The sequence below is a fragment of the Paenibacillus nuruki genome, assembly GCF_001721045.1.
GTDB classification, from domain to species: Bacteria; Bacillota; Bacilli; order Paenibacillales; family Paenibacillaceae; genus Saccharibacillus; species Saccharibacillus nuruki.
The window spans coordinates 14,461-38,924 of record NZ_MDER01000046.1; the positions used below are offsets into that span (position 1 = coordinate 14,461).

General features: G+C 39.4%; 18 protein-coding genes and 2 riboswitches. Of the genes, 10 read left to right on the top strand and 8 right to left on the bottom strand.

Going from position 1 to position 24,464, the window contains the following annotated elements; translation table 11 throughout:
* Positions 1-415: 415 nt before the first annotated feature.
* Positions 416-1,327, top strand: a complete 912-nt coding sequence (locus tag PTI45_RS13810; RefSeq protein WP_175425186.1) for a YwqG family protein — start codon at positions 416-418, stop codon at positions 1,325-1,327.
* A 107-nt stretch (positions 1,328-1,434) separates the two neighbouring features.
* Here the strand turns inward: PTI45_RS13810 and PTI45_RS13815 are convergent, their stop codons facing one another.
* The gene (locus PTI45_RS13815; RefSeq protein WP_069328187.1) at positions 1,435-2,031 is read right to left on the bottom strand and encodes a histidine phosphatase family protein; all 597 of its coding nucleotides are present in this window, start codon (positions 2,029-2,031) and stop codon (positions 1,435-1,437) included.
* Positions 2,032-2,264: 233 nt separating this feature from the next.
* On the opposite strand from PTI45_RS13815, the gene PTI45_RS13820 reads away from it, so the two are divergent.
* From PTI45_RS13820 to PTI45_RS13850, 8 genes are all read left to right on the top strand, one after another.
* Complete coding sequence (locus tag PTI45_RS13820) at positions 2,265-2,468, top strand: DUF4177 domain-containing protein (protein ID WP_069328188.1); 204 nt, start codon at positions 2,265-2,267, stop codon at positions 2,466-2,468.
* A 207-nt stretch (positions 2,469-2,675) separates the two neighbouring features.
* On the top strand, positions 2,676-4,226 hold the full coding sequence (locus tag PTI45_RS13825) for an SMI1/KNR4 family protein (RefSeq protein WP_069328189.1): 1,551 nt from the start codon (positions 2,676-2,678) through the stop codon (positions 4,224-4,226).
* A gap of 169 nt (positions 4,227-4,395) precedes the next feature.
* Positions 4,396-5,757, top strand: a complete 1,362-nt coding sequence (locus PTI45_RS13830) for a carboxypeptidase-like regulatory domain-containing protein (protein WP_069328190.1) — start codon at positions 4,396-4,398, stop codon at positions 5,755-5,757.
* A 302-nt stretch (positions 5,758-6,059) separates the two neighbouring features.
* A riboswitch (cyclic di-AMP (ydaO/yuaA leader) is annotated at positions 6,060-6,263 on the top strand.
* Between the two features lie 61 nt (positions 6,264-6,324).
* Positions 6,325-6,507: riboswitch (cyclic di-AMP (ydaO/yuaA leader) on the top strand.
* Between the two features lie 248 nt (positions 6,508-6,755).
* Positions 6,756-6,836 (top strand): K(+)-transporting ATPase subunit F, encoded by an 81-nt coding sequence (gene kdpF, locus PTI45_RS24640; protein ID WP_083243537.1) that lies wholly within the window; start codon positions 6,756-6,758, stop codon positions 6,834-6,836.
* 19 nt (positions 6,837-6,855) lie between these two features.
* Entirely contained in the window at positions 6,856-8,526 is a 1,671-nt protein-coding gene (gene kdpA, locus PTI45_RS13835) for a potassium-transporting ATPase subunit KdpA (RefSeq protein WP_069328191.1), read from the top strand.
* Between the two features lie 74 nt (positions 8,527-8,600).
* On the top strand, positions 8,601-10,628 hold the full coding sequence (gene kdpB / locus PTI45_RS13840; RefSeq protein WP_069328192.1) for a potassium-transporting ATPase subunit KdpB: 2,028 nt from the start codon (positions 8,601-8,603) through the stop codon (positions 10,626-10,628).
* A 68-nt stretch (positions 10,629-10,696) separates the two neighbouring features.
* Complete coding sequence (gene kdpC / locus PTI45_RS13845) at positions 10,697-11,272, top strand: potassium-transporting ATPase subunit KdpC (protein ID WP_069328193.1); 576 nt, start codon at positions 10,697-10,699, stop codon at positions 11,270-11,272.
* Positions 11,269-13,611: a histidine kinase gene (locus PTI45_RS13850; protein WP_069328194.1), complete on the top strand. Its 2,343-nt coding sequence runs from the start codon at positions 11,269-11,271 to the stop codon at positions 13,609-13,611. The genes kdpC and PTI45_RS13850 overlap by 4 nt, the downstream gene beginning before the upstream one ends.
* 52 nt (positions 13,612-13,663) lie before the next feature.
* Here PTI45_RS13850 and PTI45_RS13855 read toward each other — a convergent pair whose 3' ends face one another.
* From PTI45_RS13855 to PTI45_RS13885, 7 genes are all read right to left on the bottom strand, one after another.
* Positions 13,664-14,650: a DUF4097 family beta strand repeat-containing protein gene (locus tag PTI45_RS13855; RefSeq protein ID WP_083243538.1), complete on the bottom strand. Its 987-nt coding sequence runs from the start codon at positions 14,648-14,650 to the stop codon at positions 13,664-13,666.
* Between the two features lie 147 nt (positions 14,651-14,797).
* Positions 14,798-15,973: a family 10 glycosylhydrolase gene (locus PTI45_RS13860; protein ID WP_069328196.1), complete on the bottom strand. Its 1,176-nt coding sequence runs from the start codon at positions 15,971-15,973 to the stop codon at positions 14,798-14,800.
* Positions 15,974-16,412: 439 nt separating this feature from the next.
* On the bottom strand, positions 16,413-16,736 hold the full coding sequence (locus tag PTI45_RS13865) for a DUF3219 family protein (protein WP_083243540.1): 324 nt from the start codon (positions 16,734-16,736) through the stop codon (positions 16,413-16,415).
* 31 nt (positions 16,737-16,767) lie between these two features.
* Entirely contained in the window at positions 16,768-17,316 is a 549-nt protein-coding gene (locus PTI45_RS13870; protein WP_069328197.1) for a phage tail protein, read from the bottom strand.
* 71 nt (positions 17,317-17,387) lie between these two features.
* Positions 17,388-17,906: a phage tail protein gene (locus PTI45_RS13875; protein ID WP_069328198.1), complete on the bottom strand. Its 519-nt coding sequence runs from the start codon at positions 17,904-17,906 to the stop codon at positions 17,388-17,390.
* A 26-nt stretch (positions 17,907-17,932) separates the two neighbouring features.
* Complete coding sequence (locus tag PTI45_RS13880) at positions 17,933-18,451, bottom strand: phage tail protein (RefSeq protein WP_069328199.1); 519 nt, start codon at positions 18,449-18,451, stop codon at positions 17,933-17,935.
* 23 nt (positions 18,452-18,474) lie between these two features.
* Entirely contained in the window at positions 18,475-18,960 is a 486-nt protein-coding gene (locus PTI45_RS13885) for a GNAT family N-acetyltransferase (protein WP_069328200.1), read from the bottom strand.
* A 247-nt stretch (positions 18,961-19,207) separates the two neighbouring features.
* Here PTI45_RS13885 and PTI45_RS13890 point away from each other — a divergent pair, with 247 nt between their 5' ends.
* Positions 19,208-24,442, top strand: coding sequence for a beta strand repeat-containing protein (locus PTI45_RS13890; RefSeq protein ID WP_069328201.1), 5,235 nt, complete (start codon positions 19,208-19,210; stop codon positions 24,440-24,442).
* Positions 24,443-24,464 lie beyond the last annotated feature (22 nt).

Sequence of the window (24,464 nt, forward strand, 5' to 3'; positions counted from 1 at the left end):
AAGTATAATCGTGAAAATACAGGCTTATCCTTTCTAAGTGTTCTGGTCTTAATCCTATTTCTATCTATGGATGGACATGCTCCTTGGGAAAAAGATACAGCGTATATATTAATTATTATTAGTTCCTGTCTTTTTGTGCGATTTTTGAATTATTGGGTGGTTCAACGGAAGTGGACGGACTAGCCATAAGGATTCTTTAATAACCTGATGTGACGGTGAATACCGGAGAACACCTTATCCTTATGTGGGCATTGGTGTAGGTATTATAGTGCCGGTCAGTGGATTTATACTATTGATGTTATTGCCTTGATCGAAACATAGATAGCTAGTGGCGCTTGGCACGATGAACGCAACCATGATAATGAGAAATGATGGGTGCAACACAAAATACCTTACTTTAAAGGAAGATGACTTCATGAATTCGATGCCTAAAGCATTTCAAGGCGATTATATTCCATCTTTACTGGATAAGCATCAGATATCTGTATTAGCACCATATTTACAGGCTACTCAGCGTTCTGTACTTCAATTAGAACGTGGACAGCATGGAAGTCAGCAAGTGGGAGTATCACGTATTGGAGGTTATCCTGATCTACCTGCGTATATCCAGTGGCCTTGCACCAAAGGTGGACAATATATGACTTCACTGGCTCAATTGAATTTGTCACAGATCGTTAGCGAAGTGGGTGAAGATCGGTTGCCTGATTATTTTCCGCGTCAGGGAATGCTTTATTTTTTTGTGGGATTAGATGAACCTTCTTACCAGATTGAGCATCAGATTCTGTATATGTCGGAGCAAGATATGGGATCACTATACTATCGTGAACCAGCAGGGATGACAATATTGGAAGAAGATGAAGAACAGCCGTTTCAAGCGTATGAAGTTCATGCTCAAGGCGAAATAGAATTTCCGAATTACGGATATTTAGAATATGATGCCTTAGCAGATCATGGTGTGTCTGAGGAACAGTATCTGGAGTGGATCGAAGGGTTGAATAATGAACCCGATGATGCAATTGGAAAAATGTTTGGTTATCCTGTATCACAACATGGAGATGATGAGATTGAAGCCATCACTTCGATACTGACAGGCAAGCATACATATGAAATACAGAAGCGCCGGGCATGGCTGGTTGATGTTTTGGAAGGTGATGAACAGAAAGCAGACCAAGAGATTGAAGATATGCTGATGTTATTGGAGATCGAAAGCGATGATGATATCGGTTATATGTGGTGGGATGCCGGAGTCATTCATTTCTTTATCCGCAAAGAAGATTTGCTTCAGTTGAACTTTGAACGAACGTATTGTTCTGTCTATTCCAGCTAAAGAAGCTGTTGACGCTACTTTATATTATATCAGAGGTATTCAAATAGACTATCCCGTTCCTGAGTGTTTCTGAGGAAAAGGATAGTCTATTGAGGTTGAATCGTTATTTAATCGAATTGATTATGGGTTTGCTTTTTGTTGATCGGGTAGGGTGACTGCACTGTTATCGCTTGAAAAACATGCAATTTTCCATTTTCCACTTGTCTCATTCGTGGGCCTTTGAAGCCACGTTTGACCAGTTGCTTACGCATATACAGCATTAATGCCCAATGACTCACGACAAGGATATGTTCTTCCTCTGAAGATAAAATCACATCTAGTGCACGATTAATACGTGCTTCGACTTCTCGGATCATTTTACGATATCTACGGCTTAGTAAAGGAGCCATTTTGAAAAGAACGCCCCATCCGATAAACGGAATACGTATATTCGTATTGAAGCTTGGAGGTGTGAGTTCACGCAACTCAGGCATTACTGTAATTTCGCCATCATAAATCGAACGTGCCGTTTTGATCGCACGCGGGAGATCGCTGGCAAAGCATTTTCCCCAATTGAATCCACGCAAGTCTGTTGTACCATCATGGATATCCGCAATATCATATTCTTCAAGCCAAGCAATCAGTTCACTGACTGTGACAAACTGGCGAAGAGGAAATTCTTTATTTACTTTAAAATGGCGGACAAGTCCGATTGTCTTCGTCATGAGTCGTGTATAATTCCTCCAGAATAGTATGGTCTTTCTGTACCTGAACAAAAAATAAGTAGATAATTTTAGTTTAACATAGTCACGCAAGGACAGGGACGATATTCATTATTTATTTTAAAATAAAAGTACTACCTTGCCAAATGACGTTTTGAAACCTGACACGTAATCGTGTATATTTAGTCATAAGCTTATAAATGAAGATTATGTTTGGTGATGAAAGGAAGAATACAATGAGTCAATGGGAATACCGTACAGTCAAATTACACACCGGAGGTTTCCTCGGTGGCAAAGTAGATGATGTCGAATTACAAGAGCAATTGAATGCCTATGGTTTTGATGGATGGGAGCTTGTATCGACATTTGATACCAGTCTGTCACAAGGTGGTTCACGAGAAATTATTTTGATTTTCAAAAGAAGTGCATTGCTTGATTAAGCCTGTAATTACATCTGTATTATGTACGTACAGATGTATACCTTTTTTGGAAATGTTAATCGTTACCTTTAATATCGGTTAATACATATTATATTTGAGGTGAACCATGCTGCGAAATTAGGTATGCAGCATCAGCAACGGTATACTTTAATGAATGACGATGATGATAAGCACAAGGAAAGCCTCATCGAATAGGAGGAAACAACAATGATCGGAACATGGCTTGAAGAAATTAAATCCATATTACGACCAGAATTGAATAGTCTCGAAGAAGCGCTCAAAGCTTCTGCTGGAGATGAAGAAATAGAGCAAGCTGAAGCTACAATTGGTGTCTCTTTCCCTGATGATCTGAAAGAACTGTATCACATACACAATGGCGAGTCTCGGAGTGGACCGGGGTTCTTTTTTGGCTTGCAATTTTTGAGTCTGGAAGAGATGGTTAGCGAATGGAAAATATGGTCAGAGCTTGAACCGGAGTACCAGATGATGGGAGATCATTATTCGATTCCATCAGGTTGGATCAAAGAGCAATATATCAATCGTCACTGGATTCCTTTTTGTCATGATGGAGGGGGGAATCATCTAGGGATTGATTTGTCTCCTGCTGAACATGGAGTCGTTGGACAGGTAATTAATTTCGGACGTGATGAAGAAATGAAATATGTGATTGCGCGTAGTCTCGGTGAATTTATTCATTTTATGCGTGATACGGTTCGTCACGGAAATTATACGATTGAAGAAGATGATGGATTCAAATATTGGATGTATGGCCGTAATGAACAATCACGTATGTTGAAAGATGCTCAGGCCTATGCGCTTGCTGATCTACCCAAAGCCCATACACTAGCTAATGAATCAGAAATACCGTTAAAAGAATGGTTTGAGCAGTTGGATGATAGCTGGCGAGACCGAATTATCAACAAATCCAATACCGTGGAAGAGTTTGCTCGTGCTCATCAAATCTTTTTGATTCGTGAACAACTAACGGATATCACACCACTCGAACGTTGTCATGAAGTGCGTGAATTGATTCTAAGTGTCAATGATATTCAAGATATCCGTCCGCTTGCGAATTGCCGTGAACTCAAAAAGTTATATCTTGTCCGTAATCCGATTCGGGATCTGACTCCATTACGAGGATTACCTTATTTGCAAATTGTGAATCTCGAAGGAACATTGATTGAAGACTTGGACCCTTTAGCCACATTACCGCATCTATGTAATCTAGATTGTACAGATACGCGTATTCAAGATTATACGCCTTTAGCCCAGATGAAGCAGTTGACTACCCTTGCTCTTTCATCACCGTCACGTCAAGCGGTTCAAGCGTTATCTTCGATCACAGGACTGCGGGAATTGAAAGTATGCTCTCCTGGAGAATGGACAGCGGAGGACTGGCAACATATTAGTGAGTCGTTGTCTTTGCGCAAGCTTCATATCGAAGATGCTTATTTTGCTGATATGAGTTGTCTACAAGCTTGTGACCAATTGGAAATGCTGACCATTCATGATACACGTATCTCTGATATCTCAGCGATTGCCGATTTGCCTAATCTGAAGCAATTGGAACTGAACAGTGGATGCCAGATTAGCAATATTGAGACGGTTTCCAAATCGGTTTCACTTGAACAATTCAGCGGATCGTTTGCTCAATTTCAGTTGTTAAAAGATACATTCGCTCAATATGTGAAATTCCACAAAATTGTAGGCGAAATGACAGATGAAGAAGAAGAAATCTGGCATAGTCATATACGTTAATACGCTATATTTTGAATATAATATAAATCACAAAAAACTCTGTATCGCTAAAAAGATACAGAGTTTTTTTATTTTTTACCTAAAATGATAAAAATGTAGTTGACTATCAAATTTTATTTTAGGTATAATTTACTAATAAATAACATATATTTGAAAAAGGAGTGATATTTTGAAAACGAAATTAGTAGGTATAACAGCAGTACTTGTGACATTAGGCTTAGGTTGGGGAGGAATAACCACCCATGCACAGACTCCAGCAATACATAAAGATTTGGGGGTAACTACACCTCTAGTCCAAAATGTTGCGCCAAACAATGGATTGAACAACTCTAAAGATTTCTTGGTTATCCCAAAAAGTGAATTATCACAATCCATCACGTTGCCGTCGTCTGCTCGTTCATTCAGTGCAGTAGCTGACGATACGTATGGAACGAATACCACACCGGATCAAGCTTTGTTTATTCAGACAGGACAAGCCTATCAAGGGTACATTGCTGCTGAAGGAGAAAGTCGCTGGTTTTATACTCAAGTCACTAATCCAGCGAAACTGACTTCTTTTTTAAGTGTAGTCAATTCGGCTACGGTTGATTATGATCTTTCACTGTATTATTTGAATGAAGAGACATCTGAGATCGAGCAGGTCGCTTTTTCTACCAAAGGTCCAACACAATATGAACAGCTTAGTCATATTGCTAAAGCAGGATATTATTTTATTAGAGTAAGTTCTTATCAAGGAGCAGATACCACTAATCCATTTACTGTATTTGCTGTCACTTCAGATAGTTATGATGCAAGCGAGCCTGATGATAATCCGTGGTTAGCCAAAGATAAAGGATCAGCACCTTTTGTCAGCACACAGAATATTGATAATCGTTTTGATGAAGATTGGACAAAAGTCACTTTGACAGCTCAATCCAAAATGAACCTTCGTCTAGACAACACATCTGCTTATGGAACGTATCAATTACAGTTATTTAATGCGAATCTGGTGAGTCAAGGAACACTGGCACAGAATACCAACGGTCAAGTGACACTACCTGCGGGAACGTATTATATTCAAGTCTTAGCACCTTCTACATTTGATCTAACGACTCCATACAAATTATCTGTTAATTATCAGACAGCAGATGTATCCAGAGTTGCGATTAGTAATATTACAACAGATGGTGGTGTCTATGGATTTATTAATTATGGACAAGGTAATAAGTGGCGTGTCAAAAACAATATCGTGATCTCAGGTCGTGCTTTTGATGCTACAGGCAATCCGGTAGCGAACGCTATTGTAACGACTAATATCACTACAATTCTCAATGGCAAAGTGATTCCCGGAACAGCTACGACAGATGCTTCAGGTAACTTTACAATGCCGGTCAATATTGATAATCCAGGAGTAGGACAATATACTTTCCAATCATCCAAATACAGACATTATTATGATATTGTCAGAATCCAATTTTTCAGCAACGGTAAGCCATTAAATTCAGACATTAGCACACTGTATCATTTCGCTTATGAAATCTACACAGGTTGACCATAATTTAAAAAATGATAGCATCTTGCGTAAAAAATGACATAACCGTTTTCAGAATCTTTTGCAAATGAATGATAAATGCGATGTAACAACAGTGAAAAAGTAGAGAAACGATGAAAAAGAGAGAAAATAGGAGCCTGCGATAGATAACTTTTCAATAGTTATCTGAAAATGAAAGCTGTGATGATTCACAGCTTTTTTTGCGTCTTTTCTCAGCTTTACAGTTGACAAGGACAGGCGTATTATTCATTGCAGGCAGTTGATGAATACGATTCAGCAACTGATATAAATGAAGTTTCCAATGTTTTTGATCGCTGAGTTTTCGGTGCTAACCGAAAAACGGGGGAACCAAATTGCGATTTCACAAAACGGTGTGAGAGCCGGAATGTGAATCGTTGGGGTGAATCTGCATACTGACTAACCATGGTACAGTCAGACAATGCAGTAGGGCGACTCTCACCGCCCGAATCCGACAGCTAACCTCGTAAGCGTGGATAGGAGAGAAGTGTGAAGCTTGTGCCGATCTGACACAGTGTAATACGACTCTGTGTTTTTTGATATGTTAACAATGTCACAACGCTTAATTTTCATATGCATATGAAAAGCGGGGGAACCAATCGTTGATGAAGAGGACTGATAGGAAATGATCAGGATCTACACAACATGGGGTGAATTCCGGTATCTACCGGAACGGGCAATCTTCCAGCCCGAATCCGACAGCTAACTCCGTAAGCGTATAAGGGAGAACTCCTAACCAGCAACTCGGCAGGTACACAATAAGTGTGCGTGTTTGTAGAAGTCTGGGGAAAAGTTCTGCTTTTCTCCAGGCTTCTTTTTTTGTGCCTTTTTTAGCAAATTATAGTAACCAAAATGAATGCAGGGAGTTCTTCACATATGATGGATATATTAATGATTGGATTGGTTTTGTTGATTACTATAGGGTTGAGCGGGTTGCTGCAATGGGCATCTGTAGCTATCGGAGAAAGAAGGAATGAGCGATGACTTGGCTGCTGTGGATTATTATTGGTGGATTAACCATTTATCTATGTTACGCATTAATTTATCCAGAAAAATTCTAATGGGTCAGGGGAGAACATCGTGAGTATCTTTTCATATATCGGAATTGCAGTCACTTTTATTATCGCTTTAATCATCGCTCGTCCAACCGGACATTATATTGCACATGCTTTTGACAATACACCCAATCGATTAGATCGTTGGTTTCATCCTATTGAAAAATGGATTTACAAGTTCGGTGGAATCAAAGGTGAAAATCAGACATGGAAGCAATATGCAGGAGCCGTATTGATCAGTAATACAGTCATCTTGCTTATCGCTTATGCGATCTTCCGTCTTCAACATGTATTACCTTTGAACCCAGCAGGCATTACGAATATGAGCCCTGATCTAGCGTTCAATACAGCGATTAGCTTTATGACGAATACCAATTTACAGCATTATAGTGGTGAAAGTGGTTTATCTTTATTTTCACAGATGACAGCGATTATCTTTATGATGTTTGTATCACCGGCAACAGGGATTGCGGTTGCGATTGCATTTATTAGAGGAATAACCGGTAAGCCACTAGGTAATTTCTTTACGGATCTAGTACGGGCAATTACACGCATTTTGTTACCTCTTACTTTTATTATGGCGCTTGTGTTTGTTGGATTAGGTATGCCGCAGACGTTGCATACTGTAGTGACAGCTCAGACGTTACAAGGAACAGAGCAACAGATTGGTGTAGGTCCAATTGGATCATTTCTAGCGATCAAAGAATTAGGGAATAACGGTGGTGGTTACTTTGGAGCCAACTCTGCACATCCTTTTGAAAATCCAGGTGGATTCAGTAATATGTTGCAAATGCTGATGATGTTACTGGTTCCAATGTCATTGCCATTTACGTACGGTAAAATGGTCGGCAACTCGAAGCAAGGCCGAGTATTATTCGTTTCGATGGTTATGATGTTTGTCGTGATGCTTAGTGTATCTCTAGCAAGTGAATATCAAGGAAATCCATTGATTAATCAATTAGGTATCCAGCACAATGCAGGATCGATGGAAGGTAAAGAAGTACGATTAGGCGAAGCTCAATCTTCGTTCTACTCTGTAGTTACTACCGCTTCAGAGACTGGTGCTGTCAATAACATGCATGATACGTTAACACCACTCGGTGGATTGATTGCACTAGGAAATATGATGCTAAATACAGTATTTGGCGGTTCAGGTGTAGGACTGTTGAATATTCTAATGTATGCCATTATTGCGGTGTTCTTATCCGGTCTTATGGTTGGACGCACACCTGAATTTCTCGGTCGCAAAATTGAAGGCAAAGAAATGAAATTGATTGCCGTCACATTACTTATTCAGCCTCTACTGGTCTTAGCGCCTACAGCGATTGCTTTAATGACGCAGGCAGATACGATTTCGAATCCGGGTTATCATGGACTGACTCAAGCGCTCTATGAATTTACATCATCAGCAGCCAATAACGGTTCAGGATTTGAAGGGTTGGGCGATAACACACCATTCTGGAATATCATGACAGGTGTTGTAATGTTTATCAGCCGTTACTTCTCAATGGTAACATTATTAGCTGTTGCAGGCTCGTTAATGGCGAAAAAACCTGTTCCAGAAACAAGCGGAACGTTACGAACAGATCAAGCGTTATTCGGCGGTATGTTTATTATTTCTGTTATTTTAGTCGGTGCGCTTACGTTTTTCCCGGTAGTTGTACTTGGACCTATTGCAGAAATGCTCACATTGTAACAGCAACATCTTATCTTTTTCTATCAATATATAGTGCGTGTATACTACCAAACGCTAAGTGGAGGAACAATGTAATGAAAAGTAAATCATCAATGATGAGCCGGGACTTGATCTCCAAAGCTTTACAGCAGTCCGTGATCAAATTAAATCCTAAACTGATGGCACGTAATCCAGTAATGTTTGTAGTAGAAGTAGGCTTGATTATTAGTTTATTGTTAATTTTTGTCCCTAATGCTTTTGGCGAATCGGTTTCAACAGGATTTAATATTGCTGTCGCTATTATTCTTTTGTTCACGATACTATTTGCGAACTTTGCAGAAGCGTTAGCCGAAGGACGAGGTAAAGCTCAAGCCGATTCCATGAAAAATACGCAAAAAGAAATTATTGCGAATCGGATCGAAGGCGAGCAGATTGTCGCTGTATCTTCCACTCAACTACGTAAAGGCGATATCGTCAAAGTGGTACAGGGCGAAATGATTCCTGGTGATGGCGAAGTCATTAAAGGACTGGCATCTGTGGACGAATCAGCGATTACAGGCGAATCAGCTCCCGTGATCAAAGAAGCAGGTGGAGACTTTAGTTCTGTCACTGGTGGTACGATGGTGATTAGTGATGAGATCATTATTCGTATTACAAGCGATCCAGGTGAATCGTTTATGGATCGGATGATTAGTCTGGTCGAAGGTGCTGAACGTCAGAAGACACCTAATGAAATTGCGCTAAACACAGTGTTGATAAGCTTAACAATTATCTTTTTAATGGTTGTTGTTACATTGCCTTTTATGGCGAGCTACTTAAATATTGTTCTATCTGTACCTGTACTTATTGCGTTGTTAGTCTGCTTAATACCAACAACGATCGGTGGATTGTTATCTGCTATCGGGATTGCTGGGATGGATCGGGTCACACGCTTTAATGTATTAGCAATGTCAGGGAAAGCAGTAGAAGCTTCTGGTGATATCAATACGATTATTTTAGATAAAACAGGTACGATTACGTATGGTAATCGGATGGCTAGCGAATTTGTACCCACAGAAGGACATTCACCACAAGAAGTCGGCGAATGGGCAGCCGTAAGTTCTGCTTTTGACGAGACACCAGAAGGTCGTTCTGTTCTAGAATTGATGAAAAAGCAAAATTGGGAATATCCGCAATCGTTAAGCGAAGGCGCAGAGATTATCGAGTTCCGTGCAGAGACACGAATGAGCGGTCTGGATCTTACCGATGGTCGCAAAGTACGTAAAGGTGCGGTCGATGCAATCAGAAAATGGGTTGTGTCTCAGGGAGGAACTATTCCGGATAATTTACAAGCCAATAATGATGCTATTGCTTCTGCTGGAGGAACACCTCTTGCAGTGGCTGTAGATCAAGAAATTTATGGATTGATTTATCTTAAAGATACAGTCAAAGCAGGTATGAAAGAACGTTTTGAACAAATGCGTAGTATGGGTATCAAAACGATTATGTGTACAGGGGATAATCCACTAACCGCAGCAACGATTGCAAGGGAAGCAGGAGTGGATGATTATATCGCTGAAAGTACGCCGGAAGACAAAATAGCCGTTATTCGCCGTGAACAAGCAGAAGGTAAATTAGTTGCAATGACAGGTGATGGTACCAATGATGCACCTGCACTTGCACAAGCCGATGTAGGGATTGCGATGAATAGTGGTACAGTTGCTGCCAAAGAAGCAGCCAATATGATCGATCTGGATTCCGATCCTTCCAAAATTATCGAAGTGGTCGCTATTGGTAAACAGCTATTAATGACTCGTGGTAGCTTAACCACATTCAGTATTGCGAATGATATTGCTAAATATTTTGCAATTATTCCAGCGATGTTTATGGTGGCTATTCCGCAAATGCAAGTGCTGAATATTATGAACCTACATTCACCAATGTCTGCTATTTTATCAGCGCTAATCTTTAATGCCATCATTATTCCGATTCTGATTCCACTAGCGATGAAAGGTGTCGCTTATAAGCCAATGAGTTCTACTAAATTATTGCGTCGTAATCTATTTATCTATGGATTTGGGGGAGTAGTCGTTCCTTTTGTTGGTATCAAATGTATTGATTTGATTATGCAGACTTTTTTATAAGAAATAAGTTCAACGAACGATACAGATACTTTGAAATGACTACTAAGAAATGAAGGGAAAGAATAGGTATGAAAACGGTATGGGTGACTTTACGAACAAGTATCATTTTATTTCTGATCTGTTGTGTGTTCTATCAACTAGCAGTTACAGGGGTTGCGCAAGCATTGATGTCCAAGCAGGCGGATGGAAGTCTTATTTATAATAGTAACAATCAGGTTGTTGGTTCCGAACTGATCGGACAATCATTTACAGAACCTCAATATTTTCAAGGACGGATATCCAGTATTGATTACAATGCGAATGGATCAGGATCACCAAACTTTGCACCATCTAATCCAGAATTGCTCAAACGCCTGCAAGAATCTGTAGGTACATGGCAAAAGCAAAATCCAGATGTTCCCGTATCTTCTTTACCGGTAGATTTGATCACCAATTCAGGTTCAGGATTGGATCCTGATATTAGCCCTGAATCCGCTAAAGCTCAGATTCCAAGAATTAGTTCATTAACAGGAGTCTCAGCAGATCAGTTACAAGCTTTAGTTCAGCAAAATACATCATCCCGACAATTAGGTATATTCGGTGAACCAGCCGTTAATGTATTGAAACTGAATCTAGCTTTGCAAAAAGAGCTGTCTGCATCATGAATACTTTTCGCCGCAAAACACCTGAAGAATTGTTACAAATGATCACCAAATTAAAACAGGGACGTTTGAAAGTATATATCGGAGCCGTAAGTGGCTCCGGTAAAACGTACCATATGCTTCGGGATGGTCAGATGCTCCGTCAAGAAGGAATAGATGTTGTTATTTGTGCCGTATCTACCTTACAACGTCCGGAAACGATGCAACAATTAGGCGATCTAGAACGCATTCCAAGTATCCATTGGGTGAAAGAAGACAAGCAAGGGCAACAGTGGGAACAAAAAGATTTGAATCTAGAACAGATTATTATGCGCAATCCAGAGGTCGTTTTAGTCGATCATCTGGCTCATATGAATCGACCTGAAGCGAAGCATCGGACACGTTGGGAAGATATTCGTTATCTATTGGAACATGGAATCAGTGTGATGGTAACAGTTAATGTATATGAACTGGAAGGTTCGGCTCAATTGGCTCAGCAGTATATCGGCCGAGAAGTGGAATGTACGGTTCCTGCGGATACATTACACCAAGCCGATGAAGTTCGATTAATTGATGTCACGCCAGAAGTGGTGTTGCAACGTTATTCTGCTGGTCTGTTAGATAATAGTAGTGACCGTGCTTTTTTTGAACGTGGGAATCTGGCTGTGTTACGTGAATTAGCACTGCGTACTGTGGCAGAGGGAGTAGGCGGTACACTGGAGAAGCATCGTGCCGAACAAGGGCTAACCGGACCTACAGGAACAGCAGAACGTATTATGGTGTCTGTGCAGTACCACTGGAATGGTTCTATTTATATCCGGCGTGGACAACAGATTGCCCGGCGGTTAAGTGGAGATTTGTTAGTTGTTTCTTTTCAAAATAAAGCACGTAAGCTCAATCGTGAAGAAGAAACATTCAAGCGTTCGATCCGTGAGTTATCGACTCAAGTGGGTGGCGTATTTGAAGAAGTGGCAATGATCTCTAAGCGCAGATTACCAAGACAAGTAGTACGTTATGCCAAAGAACACCAAGTAACACGAATTGTATTAGGACATTCACGCCAAAATCGCTGGCAAGAATGGATCAATCGTTCTGTGATTAATGGTGTATTGTTAATGACTCGTGATATTGATATTTTTTTGATGGCAGATCGTGCAGAGCAAGAAGGAGAACGCATTTTACCTGCCAAAACGGCTAAAGTGAATGTTCCTAAAAAAGAAGATGTCTATCGTCGTTTACCTTCAGAAGAAATTGCTCGTCAAATTGATCATATTCGGCGCGGTACATTCAAAGTATATGTAGGAGCCGCACCCGGAGTCGGCAAAACATATACAATGCTACGTGAAGGCAACGAACTGCATCGCCAAGGTATAGATGTCGTGATTGGTTTATTAGAAACTCATGGACGACAAGAAACAGCAGATCAAGCGGCTTCATTGACATTATTACCAAAGCAAGTGATCAAGTATGGTGATCATCATTTAGAAGAATTAGATGTACAAAAGATTATTGAACGTAACCCAGAAGTCGTTTTGGTCGATGAATTAGCTCATACCAATGTACCGGGTAGCCGTAATAGTAAGCGATATGAAGATATCACAGAGTTATTAGCAGCAGGCATTTCAGTGATATCTACAGTCAATATTCAGCATTTGGAAAGCTTAAATGATGCTGTTGAACAAATTACAGGAGTTCGTGTACGAGAAACAGTACCGGATTCCATTTTGCATTTGGCAGATGAGGTAGAATTGATTGATGTTACGCCACAGACGTTACGTCAACGATTACAAGAAGGCAAAATTTATGCTGCGTCCAAAGTCGAACAGGCACTCAGTAACTTTTTCAAAATGGGTAATCTGATTGCTTTACGTGAATTAGCATTACGTGAAGTCGCTGATGATGTCGATGAGCGTTTAGAATCGTGGGAGCGTAAAGATTCATTGCGTGGCCCTTGGCAACGAGAAGAAATTATTTTTGTAGGTGTTAAATTAGATCATGAAGCAGAGCGTCTGATTCGGCGCGGATTCCGCATTGCGTATCGACTCAAAGCCAAATTAATCGTTTCGTATATTCATCTGGGTAGCGAGTTCTCACTGGCAGGTGTAATAGCGGACAAAGCAGATAAGTTGCATCATTTAACAGTACGTCTAGGCGGAGAATTTGAGATTCGCTATCAACCACTACGTCAACGTTTAGCCCAGTCTATTGTAGAAGAAGCTCAATCGTACCATGCAACTCAGATGATTCTTGGACAGACAAGTACCCCACCTTGGAAAAGATGGGGCAGAGATTCATTATTGAAAAAAGTATTACGTTATGCACGCAATATGGATATTCTGGTGGTAGCAGATCGAGAAACTTAATTGTAGATAGATACAGATAATAATCTATTCACCTTTATAATCCAGAGGATACTTATTCAATCTCAATATCACCAGAAGACGTATTGGCTTTGATCATATAAGGACTATTTGTACCATTAGGTGGAACTTCCACATCGCCTGAGTTCGTATGGGCTTCATATGAACCTTCAAATTGATGATTAGTGTGGATTTCAATATCGCCGGATTGAGCAGAAGCTTCTAGATTACGTGCTCCTTTTTGAAGAGTGATTAAGATATCACCAGATTGCGATTCGATATGACCTTCTCCGCCTAATTGCTGAATTTCGGTTTCACCGGAACTTGCGTTTGTATGAACATCTCCATCTAAGCGTTGCGCATAAATATCGCCTGAACCTGAAGCTAGATCGAGCGTAGAACCTTGCCAGTGTTCTAAGCGAATATCACCTGAAGAAGTAGCTAATTGCGTTTTGCCTTTCAAATCATAAGCTTTTACATCGCCCGAACTGGTTTGGAGTTGTATGTTGGTAGCTGTTACATTTTTGAGTGTTGTATGAGCAGATGATACATCCATATTAAATTGTTGCAATTGAGCTGGATCTGTTAAAGCAACTGTTATATGTTGAATAGCAGGTGTCACATCCCAATGGAATAAATTAAATCCATTACTTGTTTCTTTTAACGACAGTTGTAGGGTATCGTTTTGAATCGTTGTCTGTTGTAGTTGCTTGGAGATACCTTGATCTAGCTTACCTTCAAATTGAACAGTATCTTTACCATCTGTACTTGGCACAAAATCCACCTGTACATCATAAGCGGAATAGATACTTAATGCTTTCAATTGCCCACCAGATAATTCCCATATTTGTTTGTGTACAAGAGAACCGGGTTTGCCACCTAATCCTAAATTATTAGAAGCCAGACCAATAATACCGGCAACAACACAGATAAGTCCAATAACGACACGTTTTTTGATGACTGTTTTCATAATAGTTCCTCCAGATTCATTGTACTTATCTTCTTCAGTCTGTATGTATTTTCCATATTTATATTTAGTCATACAAATAGTACAGTACTTATGATAACACAGTCAAAGATTTCATTTCTCAAAGATAGATATTAAAAAAATATAGAAAAAACTCCCTATCCGTAGAAGGAAGGGAGTTGAAATGTAACTGAGATGATTTACGTTCTCAAATGATTGATTTTAGAATGAATTACGAACACCAACATTATTGAACATCGCGTCAGTCCATTGACCTTTAACTGCATAGTTTACAGATGTAATCGTTGGAGCATTGGTACGCATACCGTTGTAGATATTTTGTACATCAGCTGTATTTAATTCAATATTTAATGAAGGGATGATGGTTACCGCTGGTTTTTCTTCAGTAGTTGTTTTAGCATTTGGCACTGTTGTTGCTAATTTAGCTTCTGTTGCTTTAAGGATACCATTGTTACTGTATACCCAATCCGCAGAATAACCTAAAGTTTGAAAATCAGCGATAGGAAGAATAAAGTCTACACTATCTTTAAATAATGAAATATCTTGGCTTGTACCTGTTAAAGTAGGAGATACCGTGAATACACCAAGTGCTAGATCAGGTTTGATTGTTGCGATATCTTCATTCACTGTTTTTACATAAGCTGCTAATTGCTCTGCTTTCCAAGTGTTCCAAGTGTTTAATTTGTTACTGTTGCTTTTCGTAAAATCAATCGTGTCTGGATCGAATCCATTAGCAGATTGGAATGCATTACGAGTAGAAGTATTCATATCTACACGATCGGTATCAAAATCAAGACCGCTTAATACAACGCCATCTACATTATAATTAGTTACGACTTCTTTAATAATAGAACGTTCGTACGTTTGTACATCAGGTTCAAAAGGATTTACATAGTAGGTACTTCCGTTCATACCTGTGTAAGCTGAAACTCTTCCTTTATCATTGATTGTACGCATTTGCCAAGATGAGTTTTTATCAATAGCCGCTTTATCTTGGAATTGTGGAACAACAGCGTTCACTTTGATTCCATATTGATGAGCTTCATCAATCACATCAGCCAATGCATCGAATTCTGTGAATCCAGTAGCTTCTTTCACCAATTCACTGTTATAGAAAACATAACCAGATGATCCATTCACATCGCTGTCTTGTTTGACGGTCATATTAATAACAGACACATGGTTACGAACCGCTTGTTTGATAAACGTATCCACTGTTGCTGCATTAGTAAAGTTAGCTTCTGTTTGAACTGTAATTTCACTTGTAAAAGGAGTTACCGTAGCAACAGCTTCTTCAGCACTAGCTGTTGATGTTTGCCAAGGCATAATCGTAAGAGCCAATAAAGCAGCAGATAAAGAATAAGTAAGTTTTTTCATAATAGTTAGATCCTCTCCGAAATACATGTGTATTTTTGCTGAAAGTAAGTTATTGTCAGTTATAAATAATGAATAGCTTCTCAATTCAATTATTTTCCTATACGCTCTTATCTTTCGTAACTATACCATTATAATATGAATAACCAATGAACGACACCATGAGAAGTCTATGTCAATTGTCGCATTTAGACGAAAAACAGACATAATAGAGAAAAAGGTTCACAGTTTTCCATGAGAATAATGATTTTTAGCCAAAATTGAATCAATTTGATTAGGTATACTATATAATACGTAACCTAAAGGTAAAAAGTTTCACATTTTAATGATATTTTCAAAAAAATTAAAAATCCACGCAAAAAAACCTTTATAAGTTCACTGAAGTCTACAAGCGCTTCAGTTCTTATAAAGGCTTTTTGATAGGAAGACTATAATCTAGAGATTATTCTTGAATCTCCATAAGCTCTAAATGAACATTGACGGTATCTTCCTCTGTAGTCAGCTTCGGTACAGAAGTTGAATAGTTGTGAATCGTTCCTTTGAAATGAAGATCGTGAGAAGGCACTTTAACATCAAATGTCTGCCCGTATAAATGAGAAGTCACATCATGATACTCTTGATTGCCAGTAATGACAAAATCAAAAGTAAGAAGATGACGACTCTTTTCTTGAATCGAATGGCTGACCTGTTCATGTTGGAACTGTAAAGCGTTCAATTGCAAAGTGTCTAAATAGACAGGAATCGCTTCTGTGGAACGAATAGACATGGTGTACCAATTCCTTTCTAGTGGTTAAATCTTAAGATCTAATAGGATATTCTCCACTATAACAAATAATAAAGCTTAAAGCTAAATAAGGTTGCATATTATTATGGGGTTGACCGCCACCTGTATTTTGTACCATGAGTAGATCCATAGGAACTGTAGAATTAGGTACAGCATATAGATTGATTTGTGATTGAGAAGGTCCTACTTTTGGAGATTGTGACCAAAGGGCATTATTTGGAGAAGTAGTATTGCCCGGAATAGCTTTGGCTTGTGGAATATGATTATGAAGAGGCATTTCTACTGCTGATAATGTCACTGTTTCTGTACCTGCTGTGCTTCCAATAGGACGAGGAGTCAAGGATGGGTTAGCACCTGTACCTTGATGCATAGGAACATTACCTTGCAAATTAGGTAATTTAAATGTATTTGGGCTTGTTCCTGCACCATAAATAGTTCCGATAACACTATAAAGTTGATTATAATTCGCTCCATTTAATTCTTGTCCTTGGCAAAAAAACCAGTCTTGGGGTGCAAAATTTCCAGCAAACATTCGAATTTCGCCTACAAATGGATCAGCCATAAGAGATACCTCCATTAATAATATGATGATTGCTTGTATTACACCTATAGATGTGAAACGTTCTATATCTATTAAGGACGAGGTGGATAAAGTCCGGTAGTGGCAATACAGATGGTCAGTGCCAAATAAGGTTGCATATTGTTATGACCTGTCCCTGTCCCAGCATTAGCAAGAGCATTATGCGCTAATGTTACGGCTGTTGCACCTGTAGAAGGCTTATAAGTATTCGGCGCTGGTGTTGACCAAGCATTACTTGTTGGTGTTTTGGAAGAAGCAGTTGCAGAAGATGCTTTTATATTATGATTATGTTGAGGCATCTCAGTAACAGTAAGTGGATGATTGGCTTCGCCAGCTTTTTGACCTAATGCATATGTGGTTCCAGATGAATTAACTCCTGTTCCAAGTGGAACTTGTCCTTGTAAATTAGGTAGAGCAAATGTCGTTCTTCCATCTCCGCCGTAAACGACTCCTAATAATGAAAAGAGAGCAGAATTTTGATTGACAGGTAGTAATTGTCCATTACATGCTAGCCATCCTTTTGGAACAAAACCATAAGGAAATATCCGAAGTTCGCCTAAAAACGGTTCCATAGTATAATCCTCCTCCAAATAATAAATTAGGGTCTTGATGGATAGATTCCAATTAAGCTGATAATGAATGAAATCGTGAGAGAAGGCATCATATTACTATGTGATTGACCACCGCCGTTCATAGAAACTGCTGTAGAATCCATTGGCGTTACATCTGTTGTGGTGACATTAGAATAAAGGTTAGTTGCGGTTGAAGCCCATGTATTATTTGCAGGCGTATTGACAGTAGCTGTATCGGATGTGGCTTTGACGGGATGAGTATGTGGGGGTAATTCACTCGTTTGTAACGTATTTGTTTCTGAACCTGATTTCTGTCCCAAAGTATAAGTTGTACCTGTATTTTTCCCAATATGAATAGGCAGACGACCACGTAAATCAGGTACAGCAAAATTAGTCTGTCCATCTCCACCATAAGTAGTTCCTAATAATGAAAATAAAGTGTCATAGTCACTGATAGTAAGTAATTGTCCATCGCAAAAAGCCCAATTTTCAGGAGCATAATTGCCAGCAAACATTCTTATTTCGCCTACAAAAGCTTCACTCATCGTCTTCACTCCTAGCATTTAGATTAGTGAGATATAGTTGATTGAAAAGAGGACGGTATCCATTCCATCGATAAATAGACTGGATCTGATTGATAAATGTTAAATCCTAAGCGGTCATACAATCGTTTTGCTGGATTATCTACAGCTACTTGTAAACGAAGAGGAATCTTTTGTTGTTGTGCTTCTAGTTGTAATTGCTTGAAAAGGAGTGTGCCAATATTAAGATTGCGGAAAGTTGAGGAGATCAGAATATCGATAATGTGTATTTCTTGAGGTGTGTAATCGATCATACAAGAACCTACAGCTTGTTCTTCGTGTAAAATAACAAATGTTTGAAGATTAGGAAAGCTATGAAGATAGCTTTGATTTTTAGAATTCCACTGCATAGAGATAATACTATTTTTAAAATGAATATCGACGTGATACAATTCTAATTCTGCTGTTTTCTGTGCTTCAAATAATTTGAATAAAAAGCTCGCATCTTGCTCTGTTGCGGCTTTTAAAGGCATACTTGAATCGCTCCCTTCTTCAAGATATCCTCATTCTAATTAAAATTCCGAAAATATTCCACTAAACACAGAATATATTTATTTTTCATAAAAAAATCTATTTTTTTTGCCAAAAATAAACTATGGTATATGTAAGATTATTTGTGCTTCTGTTATTGATGATGGTAACGCTTACGATTTGCAGATAGAAGGGGGTAAAACATTGATAAAATCTATTTATTTTAACAGGTATAAAAGATTTTTTTGTATGATGTTAGCCTTAATTCTAGTTTTGACCTCTACAGGATGGTCAGGTAACAACGTAGCTTCTGCGGCTACCACATGGACACCAGTGACATCTAATACGAATCAACCTATTTATAAAGTTGCCTATGGAAATGGAATGTGGGTAGCTGTAGGCGTAGATGGATCAGATACTAACAATATAAAGGGGTTAGTACTTACATCTACTGATGGAGCTACATGGGCTAAAAGTAATCTTGGTACTCATTCTCTCAATAATGTTATTTATGCAGGAGGACAATGGGTAGTTATTGGTGATAATTTCAGTGCCTTTACATCTAATGATGCTGTAACATGGACAGCACGAACCGTTTCTAATGTGAATGAAGTTATTAATCTAAGTGGGATTAGTTATGGAAACTCGAAGTATGTAATTGTGGGTAACCTTGGAAATATTTATTATTCCTCAGATGCTATCACATGGACAAATACAAAACCTGCTTCAGATGATTTTTTAGGAGTTGCTTATGGGAATAACATCTTTGTAGCCGTAGGTGCGAATGGAATAGCTTATAGTTCACCAGATGGTGCAAATTGGACCAATAGAGGACCTATTGCAGAAAGTAGCTCTGTATATTCGGTCAGATTTTTAAACGGTTCTTTTTACGCAACATCAAATGGGAAAATAGTAACATCTACGAACGGTACAAGTTGGAATGATACTCAGACTATTTCTGGAGCATCTGGAAGTATTTTATACGATATTACTTATAGTGGTGGTAAATACGTAATTGTTGGAGCCTTAGACGCAAATTTTACGAACGGAGTTATTTGGGCTTCAACTGATGGTACATCATGGACTTCAGAAACACCGAATGCAACTCCCGTTTTGTATGGAGTAGCATCAAGTAGCAATCAATTTACAGCTGTAGGTGATGCCGGAGCAATCAGAACACAAGCGATATCCGTGTCGAATGATGCTACACTTAATGCTCTTTCGATCAATCAAGGAATATTATCTCCAACCTTTGCCTCAGGAACAACAAGTTATACAGCTAACGTAACTAATAACGTTACGAGTCTAACGGTTACCCCAACAGTAGCCAATAGTAATGCAACAGTTACAGTAAATGGAGTTACGGTAACCAGTGGAAATGCTTCAGGAAGTATTGCTCTTGCAGTAGGCAGTAATATGATTACAACTATAGTTACAGCGCAAGATGGATCAACAACTCAGACATATACAGTGACTGTGACTCGTGCGGCAGCCCCAAGCACCAATGCCAATTTAAGTAGCCTAGCAATTAGTCAGGGAATGTTATCCCCATCGTTTGCCTCAGGAACAACAAGTTACACGGCTAGCGTAGCTAATAATGTCACCAGTCTAACGGTTACTCCAACAGTATCTAACACCAATGCAACTGTTACGGTTAACGGAGCAACAGTGACAAGTGGAAATGCTTCAGGAAGTATTGCTCTTGCGGTAGGCAGTAATACGATTACAACGGTAGTCACTGCAGAAGATGGAACAACAACTCAGACATATACAGTGACTGTGACTCGCGCAGCACCTCCAAGTACAAATGCCGATTTAAGTACACTATCCATAAGTTCGGGAACACTGTCTCCTGCTTTTGCTTCAGGAACAACCAATTACACCGCTAGTGTGAACAATGCAACAACAAGTCTTACCATAACGCCCACATTAGCAGATGCTACAGCAAGTGTAACCGTGAATGGAGTCGCAGTAAGTAGTGGAAATGCTTCAGGAGCGATTGCATTGAATGTAGGTAGTAATACGATTACAACGGTAGTAACCGCACAAGAGGGATCAACAACCAAATCGTATACAATTACTGTCACTAGAGCAGCAAGTAGTAATAATAATTTAGGCGGATTATCCATAAGTTCGGGAACCTTATCTCCCACATATAACTCAGCAACACCCAGTTACACGGCTAGTGTGAGTAATGCAACAACAAGTATTACAGTCACACCGACTACAGCAGTTAATACAGCAAGTGTGACGGTGAATGGAAATGCCGTAACCAGTGGAAATGCTTCACAAAGTATTCCATTAAATGTAGGAAGTAATACCATTACAATTACTGTAACCGCGCAAAATGGTTCGCCTAAAACGTACACAATTACTGTCACTAGAGCAGTAAGCATTAATGCTAATCTAACTAATTTGGTATTGAGTCAGGGTATATTGTCTCCAACATTTGCCTCAGGAACAACCAGTTATACAGCTTCTGTTGGTTATAATATAAGTAGTCTGACTGTCACACCAACGGTAGCGGATAGTGCAGCAAGTGTGACTGTAAATGGAGTTGCGGTAAGTAGTGGAAATGCTTCACAAAGTATTGCATTAAATGTAGGAGACAATACCATTACCACTATAGTCACTGCGCAAGATGGAACAACGACCAAAACATACACTGCTACAGTAACACGGGCTGCTGCAACGAATAATGCTAATTTAGCTAACTTATTGATCAGTGCAGGTACATTGTCTCCAGCATTTGATGCGACAGTTACGTCTTATACAGCTTCAGTCAATGATGCAACCAGTAATATTAGTGTTACGCCGACGACAGATGATCCTAATGCTGTAGTGAGAATCGATAGTAATTTGGTTACAAGTGGTACTGCAACAATAGTCGGTCTTGCTACAGGAAATAATAGTATTGTTATTGAAGTGACAGCATCAGATAATTCGATCAAAACGTATACTCTTCAAGTGAAACGTCTTCAAAATCCTAATCTAAGTAATTTAACGATTAGCGCTGGGACATTGAATCCTGTGTTTGATACGGCTACAACATCATATACAGCTACAGTTAATTATTCATCTTCCACCATCCAAGTCACACCAACAACCATCACTACACCTCAACAATTAACAGTAGCAGGGATAAATGCTACTAGTGCTACAGCAACGACTGTTCCTTTGGCTGTAGGAAGTAACACGATTCCAGTTGTGATTACGATGACAGATGGAACCACACAAACGTATACGATTACAGTTACCCGTAACAATATTAGTGATGCTGATGCTGTAAGTGAAGCATATAATACATTAGTGATTGGCTATGCAACAGGAGATAGTGAGAGTTCGGTGACTCAGAATCTTACGTTACCTACCACAGGAATTAACGCTACTACTATTAATTGGACCACAAATAATCCAAGCGTGATACAAAATAACGGAACAGTCACGCGTCCATCTTATCCTAATCCTGATGTGACCGTCACTCTAAATGCATTGATTCAGAAAAATGCAGCACTGTCGATTAAAACATTTACCGTAGTAGTCAGATCTCTTCCAATTACAGATGTACAGGCAGTAGCTGAAGATATGAATGCTTTGCAAGTACAATATGCAAATGGCGATACTGCCAATGCAGTCACCCAAAATGTAGGACTTGCTCTAACAGGAAGTAATAATACCGTTATTACATGGGAATCAAGCAATCCACAACGAGTAAGTTCTACAGGTACAGTCACACGCAGTACCTATAGTGAAGGTGACCAGAACGTTCGCTTAACTGCTCAAGTCCAACGTGGAAGTGTTACAGATACCAAAACATTTGATCTGATTATCAAAGCTAAATCTGCTTCAAGTGGAAGCAATCTCAAAGGATTAACCGTTAATGGACTTGTATTCAGTCCAGCATTTAATCCAGAAATCAATAATTATAATATGAGTGTAAGTAACGCTACAAACAATATTACGGTTACAGCATCGGTATATGATTCAGATGCAACGATAACCGTTAATGGTAAAGTACTTGCAGATGCAGGAACATCGGATCCAATTGCTTTGTCTGTAGGAGAGAATGTAGTTACGATTATCGTTACTGCTCAAAATGGTGCTACACAATCGTATACGATCACGATCAAACGTGATAAGAAATCGGACTCTGGCTCAGGCGGTGGCGGATCGAGTAATCCAGATGATTCTAGTACGCCGGGCACAAACCCAGGTACAACAGAACCTACAACGCCATCTACATCAAGTGGTTTTGAAATTATCGTCAATGGACGACAAATTGAACAAATCGCTACAGGGGTATTAAATCAACAAAATGGTCAATCTGTTTTTACAGCCACAGTAGATACCGATAAATTAGGCAACTTGTTAGCGAATGAAGGCAATGCTCCACAAGTTATTATTCCTGTCAAAGCGAGTGCCGACAAGATCAATACTGTATTAACTGGGGAAGCAGTACAGATTCTTGCAGGTGCACAAGCAACTTTACGTATTGAGACTGTACTAGGTAATTACACATTACCTTCTACTAAATTGCGTATTCAACAATTAGCAGGGGAACTTGGTAACAATGCGAATTCAGCACAGCTAGAAGTCAATGTCACCATTACTCGTAGTACAGATGCAGTGATTAATGCACTGAATAATCGTGCTGCTCGTGATGGATTTATAGTAGCGGTAGCTCCAGTAGACTTCAATGTTACAGCTACTTACAATAATCAGACGTCAGCGGTGAATGAATTTACCACTTATGTCAAACGCGAATTACCAATTCCAGCAACATATGATCCTAGTCGTATTACAACAGCTGTTGTTGTCGATGCACAGCAAAATATTCATCATGTGCCTACTGCGATCGCTAAGCAAGGCGAAGCTTATTATGCAGTCGTTAACAGCTTGACCAATAGTAATTACGGTCTCATCTGGAATCCAGAAGAATTATCAGATGTAGCTAATCATTGGTCGAAATCAGCGGTAAATGATATGGCTTCACGCCTTATTGTCAATGGAGTGGATGCTACTCATTTTAATCCGAATAGCAATGTAACAAGAGCAGAATTTGCAGCTATTCTAGTGCGTGCTCTAGGTTTATCGGATACAGGAACCTCTTCCAAATTCACAGATGTATCGACATCTGATTGGTATATGGGTGCTGTAACTGTCGCTAATAAGTACAACTTAATCGATGGATATGAAGATGGTACATTCCGTCCAACTCAAACGATTTCTCGTCAAGAAGCATTTGTGATCTTGAACCGGGCGATCGCTATTGTCAAACTGCAACAAACAGCAGGTAGCGCTACATTAAGCAGCTATTCAGATCAAAACAAAGTAGCCACTTGGGCACAGACAGCCACTCAAGCAGTGTTGTCATCGGGTGTAGTTCAAGGGAATGGCAAATTACTGAACCCAACAGGTCAAATGAGTAGAGCAGAGACAGCAACCGTTATGCAACGTCTACTCAAATTAGCTAAATTAATCTAAGATGGTGCAGATGATAGGCAAT

Excerpts from the sequence above, each read along its gene's own strand:
- PTI45_RS13810 (WP_175425186.1), top strand. The coding sequence starts at position 416 with ATGAATTCGATGCCTAAAGCATTTCAAGGCGATTATATTCCATCTTTA.
- kdpF (WP_083243537.1), top strand. The coding sequence starts at position 6,756 with ATGACTTGGCTGCTGTGGATTATTATTGGTGGATTAACCATTTATCTA.
- PTI45_RS13820 (WP_069328188.1), top strand. The coding sequence starts at position 2,265 with ATGAGTCAATGGGAATACCGTACAGTCAAATTACACACCGGAGGTTTC.
- PTI45_RS13860 (WP_069328196.1), bottom strand. The coding sequence starts at position 15,973 with ATGAAAAAACTTACTTATTCTTTATCTGCTGCTTTATTGGCTCTTACG.
- kdpB (WP_069328192.1), top strand. The coding sequence starts at position 8,601 with ATGAAAAGTAAATCATCAATGATGAGCCGGGACTTGATCTCCAAAGCT.
- PTI45_RS13875 (WP_069328198.1), bottom strand. The coding sequence starts at position 17,906 with ATGGAACCGTTTTTAGGCGAACTTCGGATATTTCCTTATGGTTTTGTT.
- PTI45_RS13870 (WP_069328197.1), bottom strand. The coding sequence starts at position 17,316 with ATGGCTGATCCATTTGTAGGCGAAATTCGAATGTTTGCTGGAAATTTT.
- PTI45_RS13815 (WP_069328187.1), bottom strand. The coding sequence starts at position 2,031 with ATGACGAAGACAATCGGACTTGTCCGCCATTTTAAAGTAAATAAAGAA.
- PTI45_RS13890 (WP_069328201.1), top strand. The coding sequence starts at position 19,208 with ATGATGTTAGCCTTAATTCTAGTTTTGACCTCTACAGGATGGTCAGGT.
- PTI45_RS13850 (WP_069328194.1), top strand. The coding sequence starts at position 11,269 with ATGAATACTTTTCGCCGCAAAACACCTGAAGAATTGTTACAAATGATC.
- PTI45_RS13825 (WP_069328189.1), top strand. The coding sequence starts at position 2,676 with ATGATCGGAACATGGCTTGAAGAAATTAAATCCATATTACGACCAGAA.
- PTI45_RS13885 (WP_069328200.1), bottom strand. The coding sequence starts at position 18,960 with ATGCCTTTAAAAGCCGCAACAGAGCAAGATGCGAGCTTTTTATTCAAA.
- PTI45_RS13865 (WP_083243540.1), bottom strand. The coding sequence starts at position 16,736 with ATGTCTATTCGTTCCACAGAAGCGATTCCTGTCTATTTAGACACTTTG.
- PTI45_RS13855 (WP_083243538.1), bottom strand. The coding sequence starts at position 14,650 with ATGACTAAATATAAATATGGAAAATACATACAGACTGAAGAAGATAAG.
- kdpC (WP_069328193.1), top strand. The coding sequence starts at position 10,697 with ATGAAAACGGTATGGGTGACTTTACGAACAAGTATCATTTTATTTCTG.
- PTI45_RS13880 (WP_069328199.1), bottom strand. The coding sequence starts at position 18,451 with ATGAGTGAAGCTTTTGTAGGCGAAATAAGAATGTTTGCTGGCAATTAT.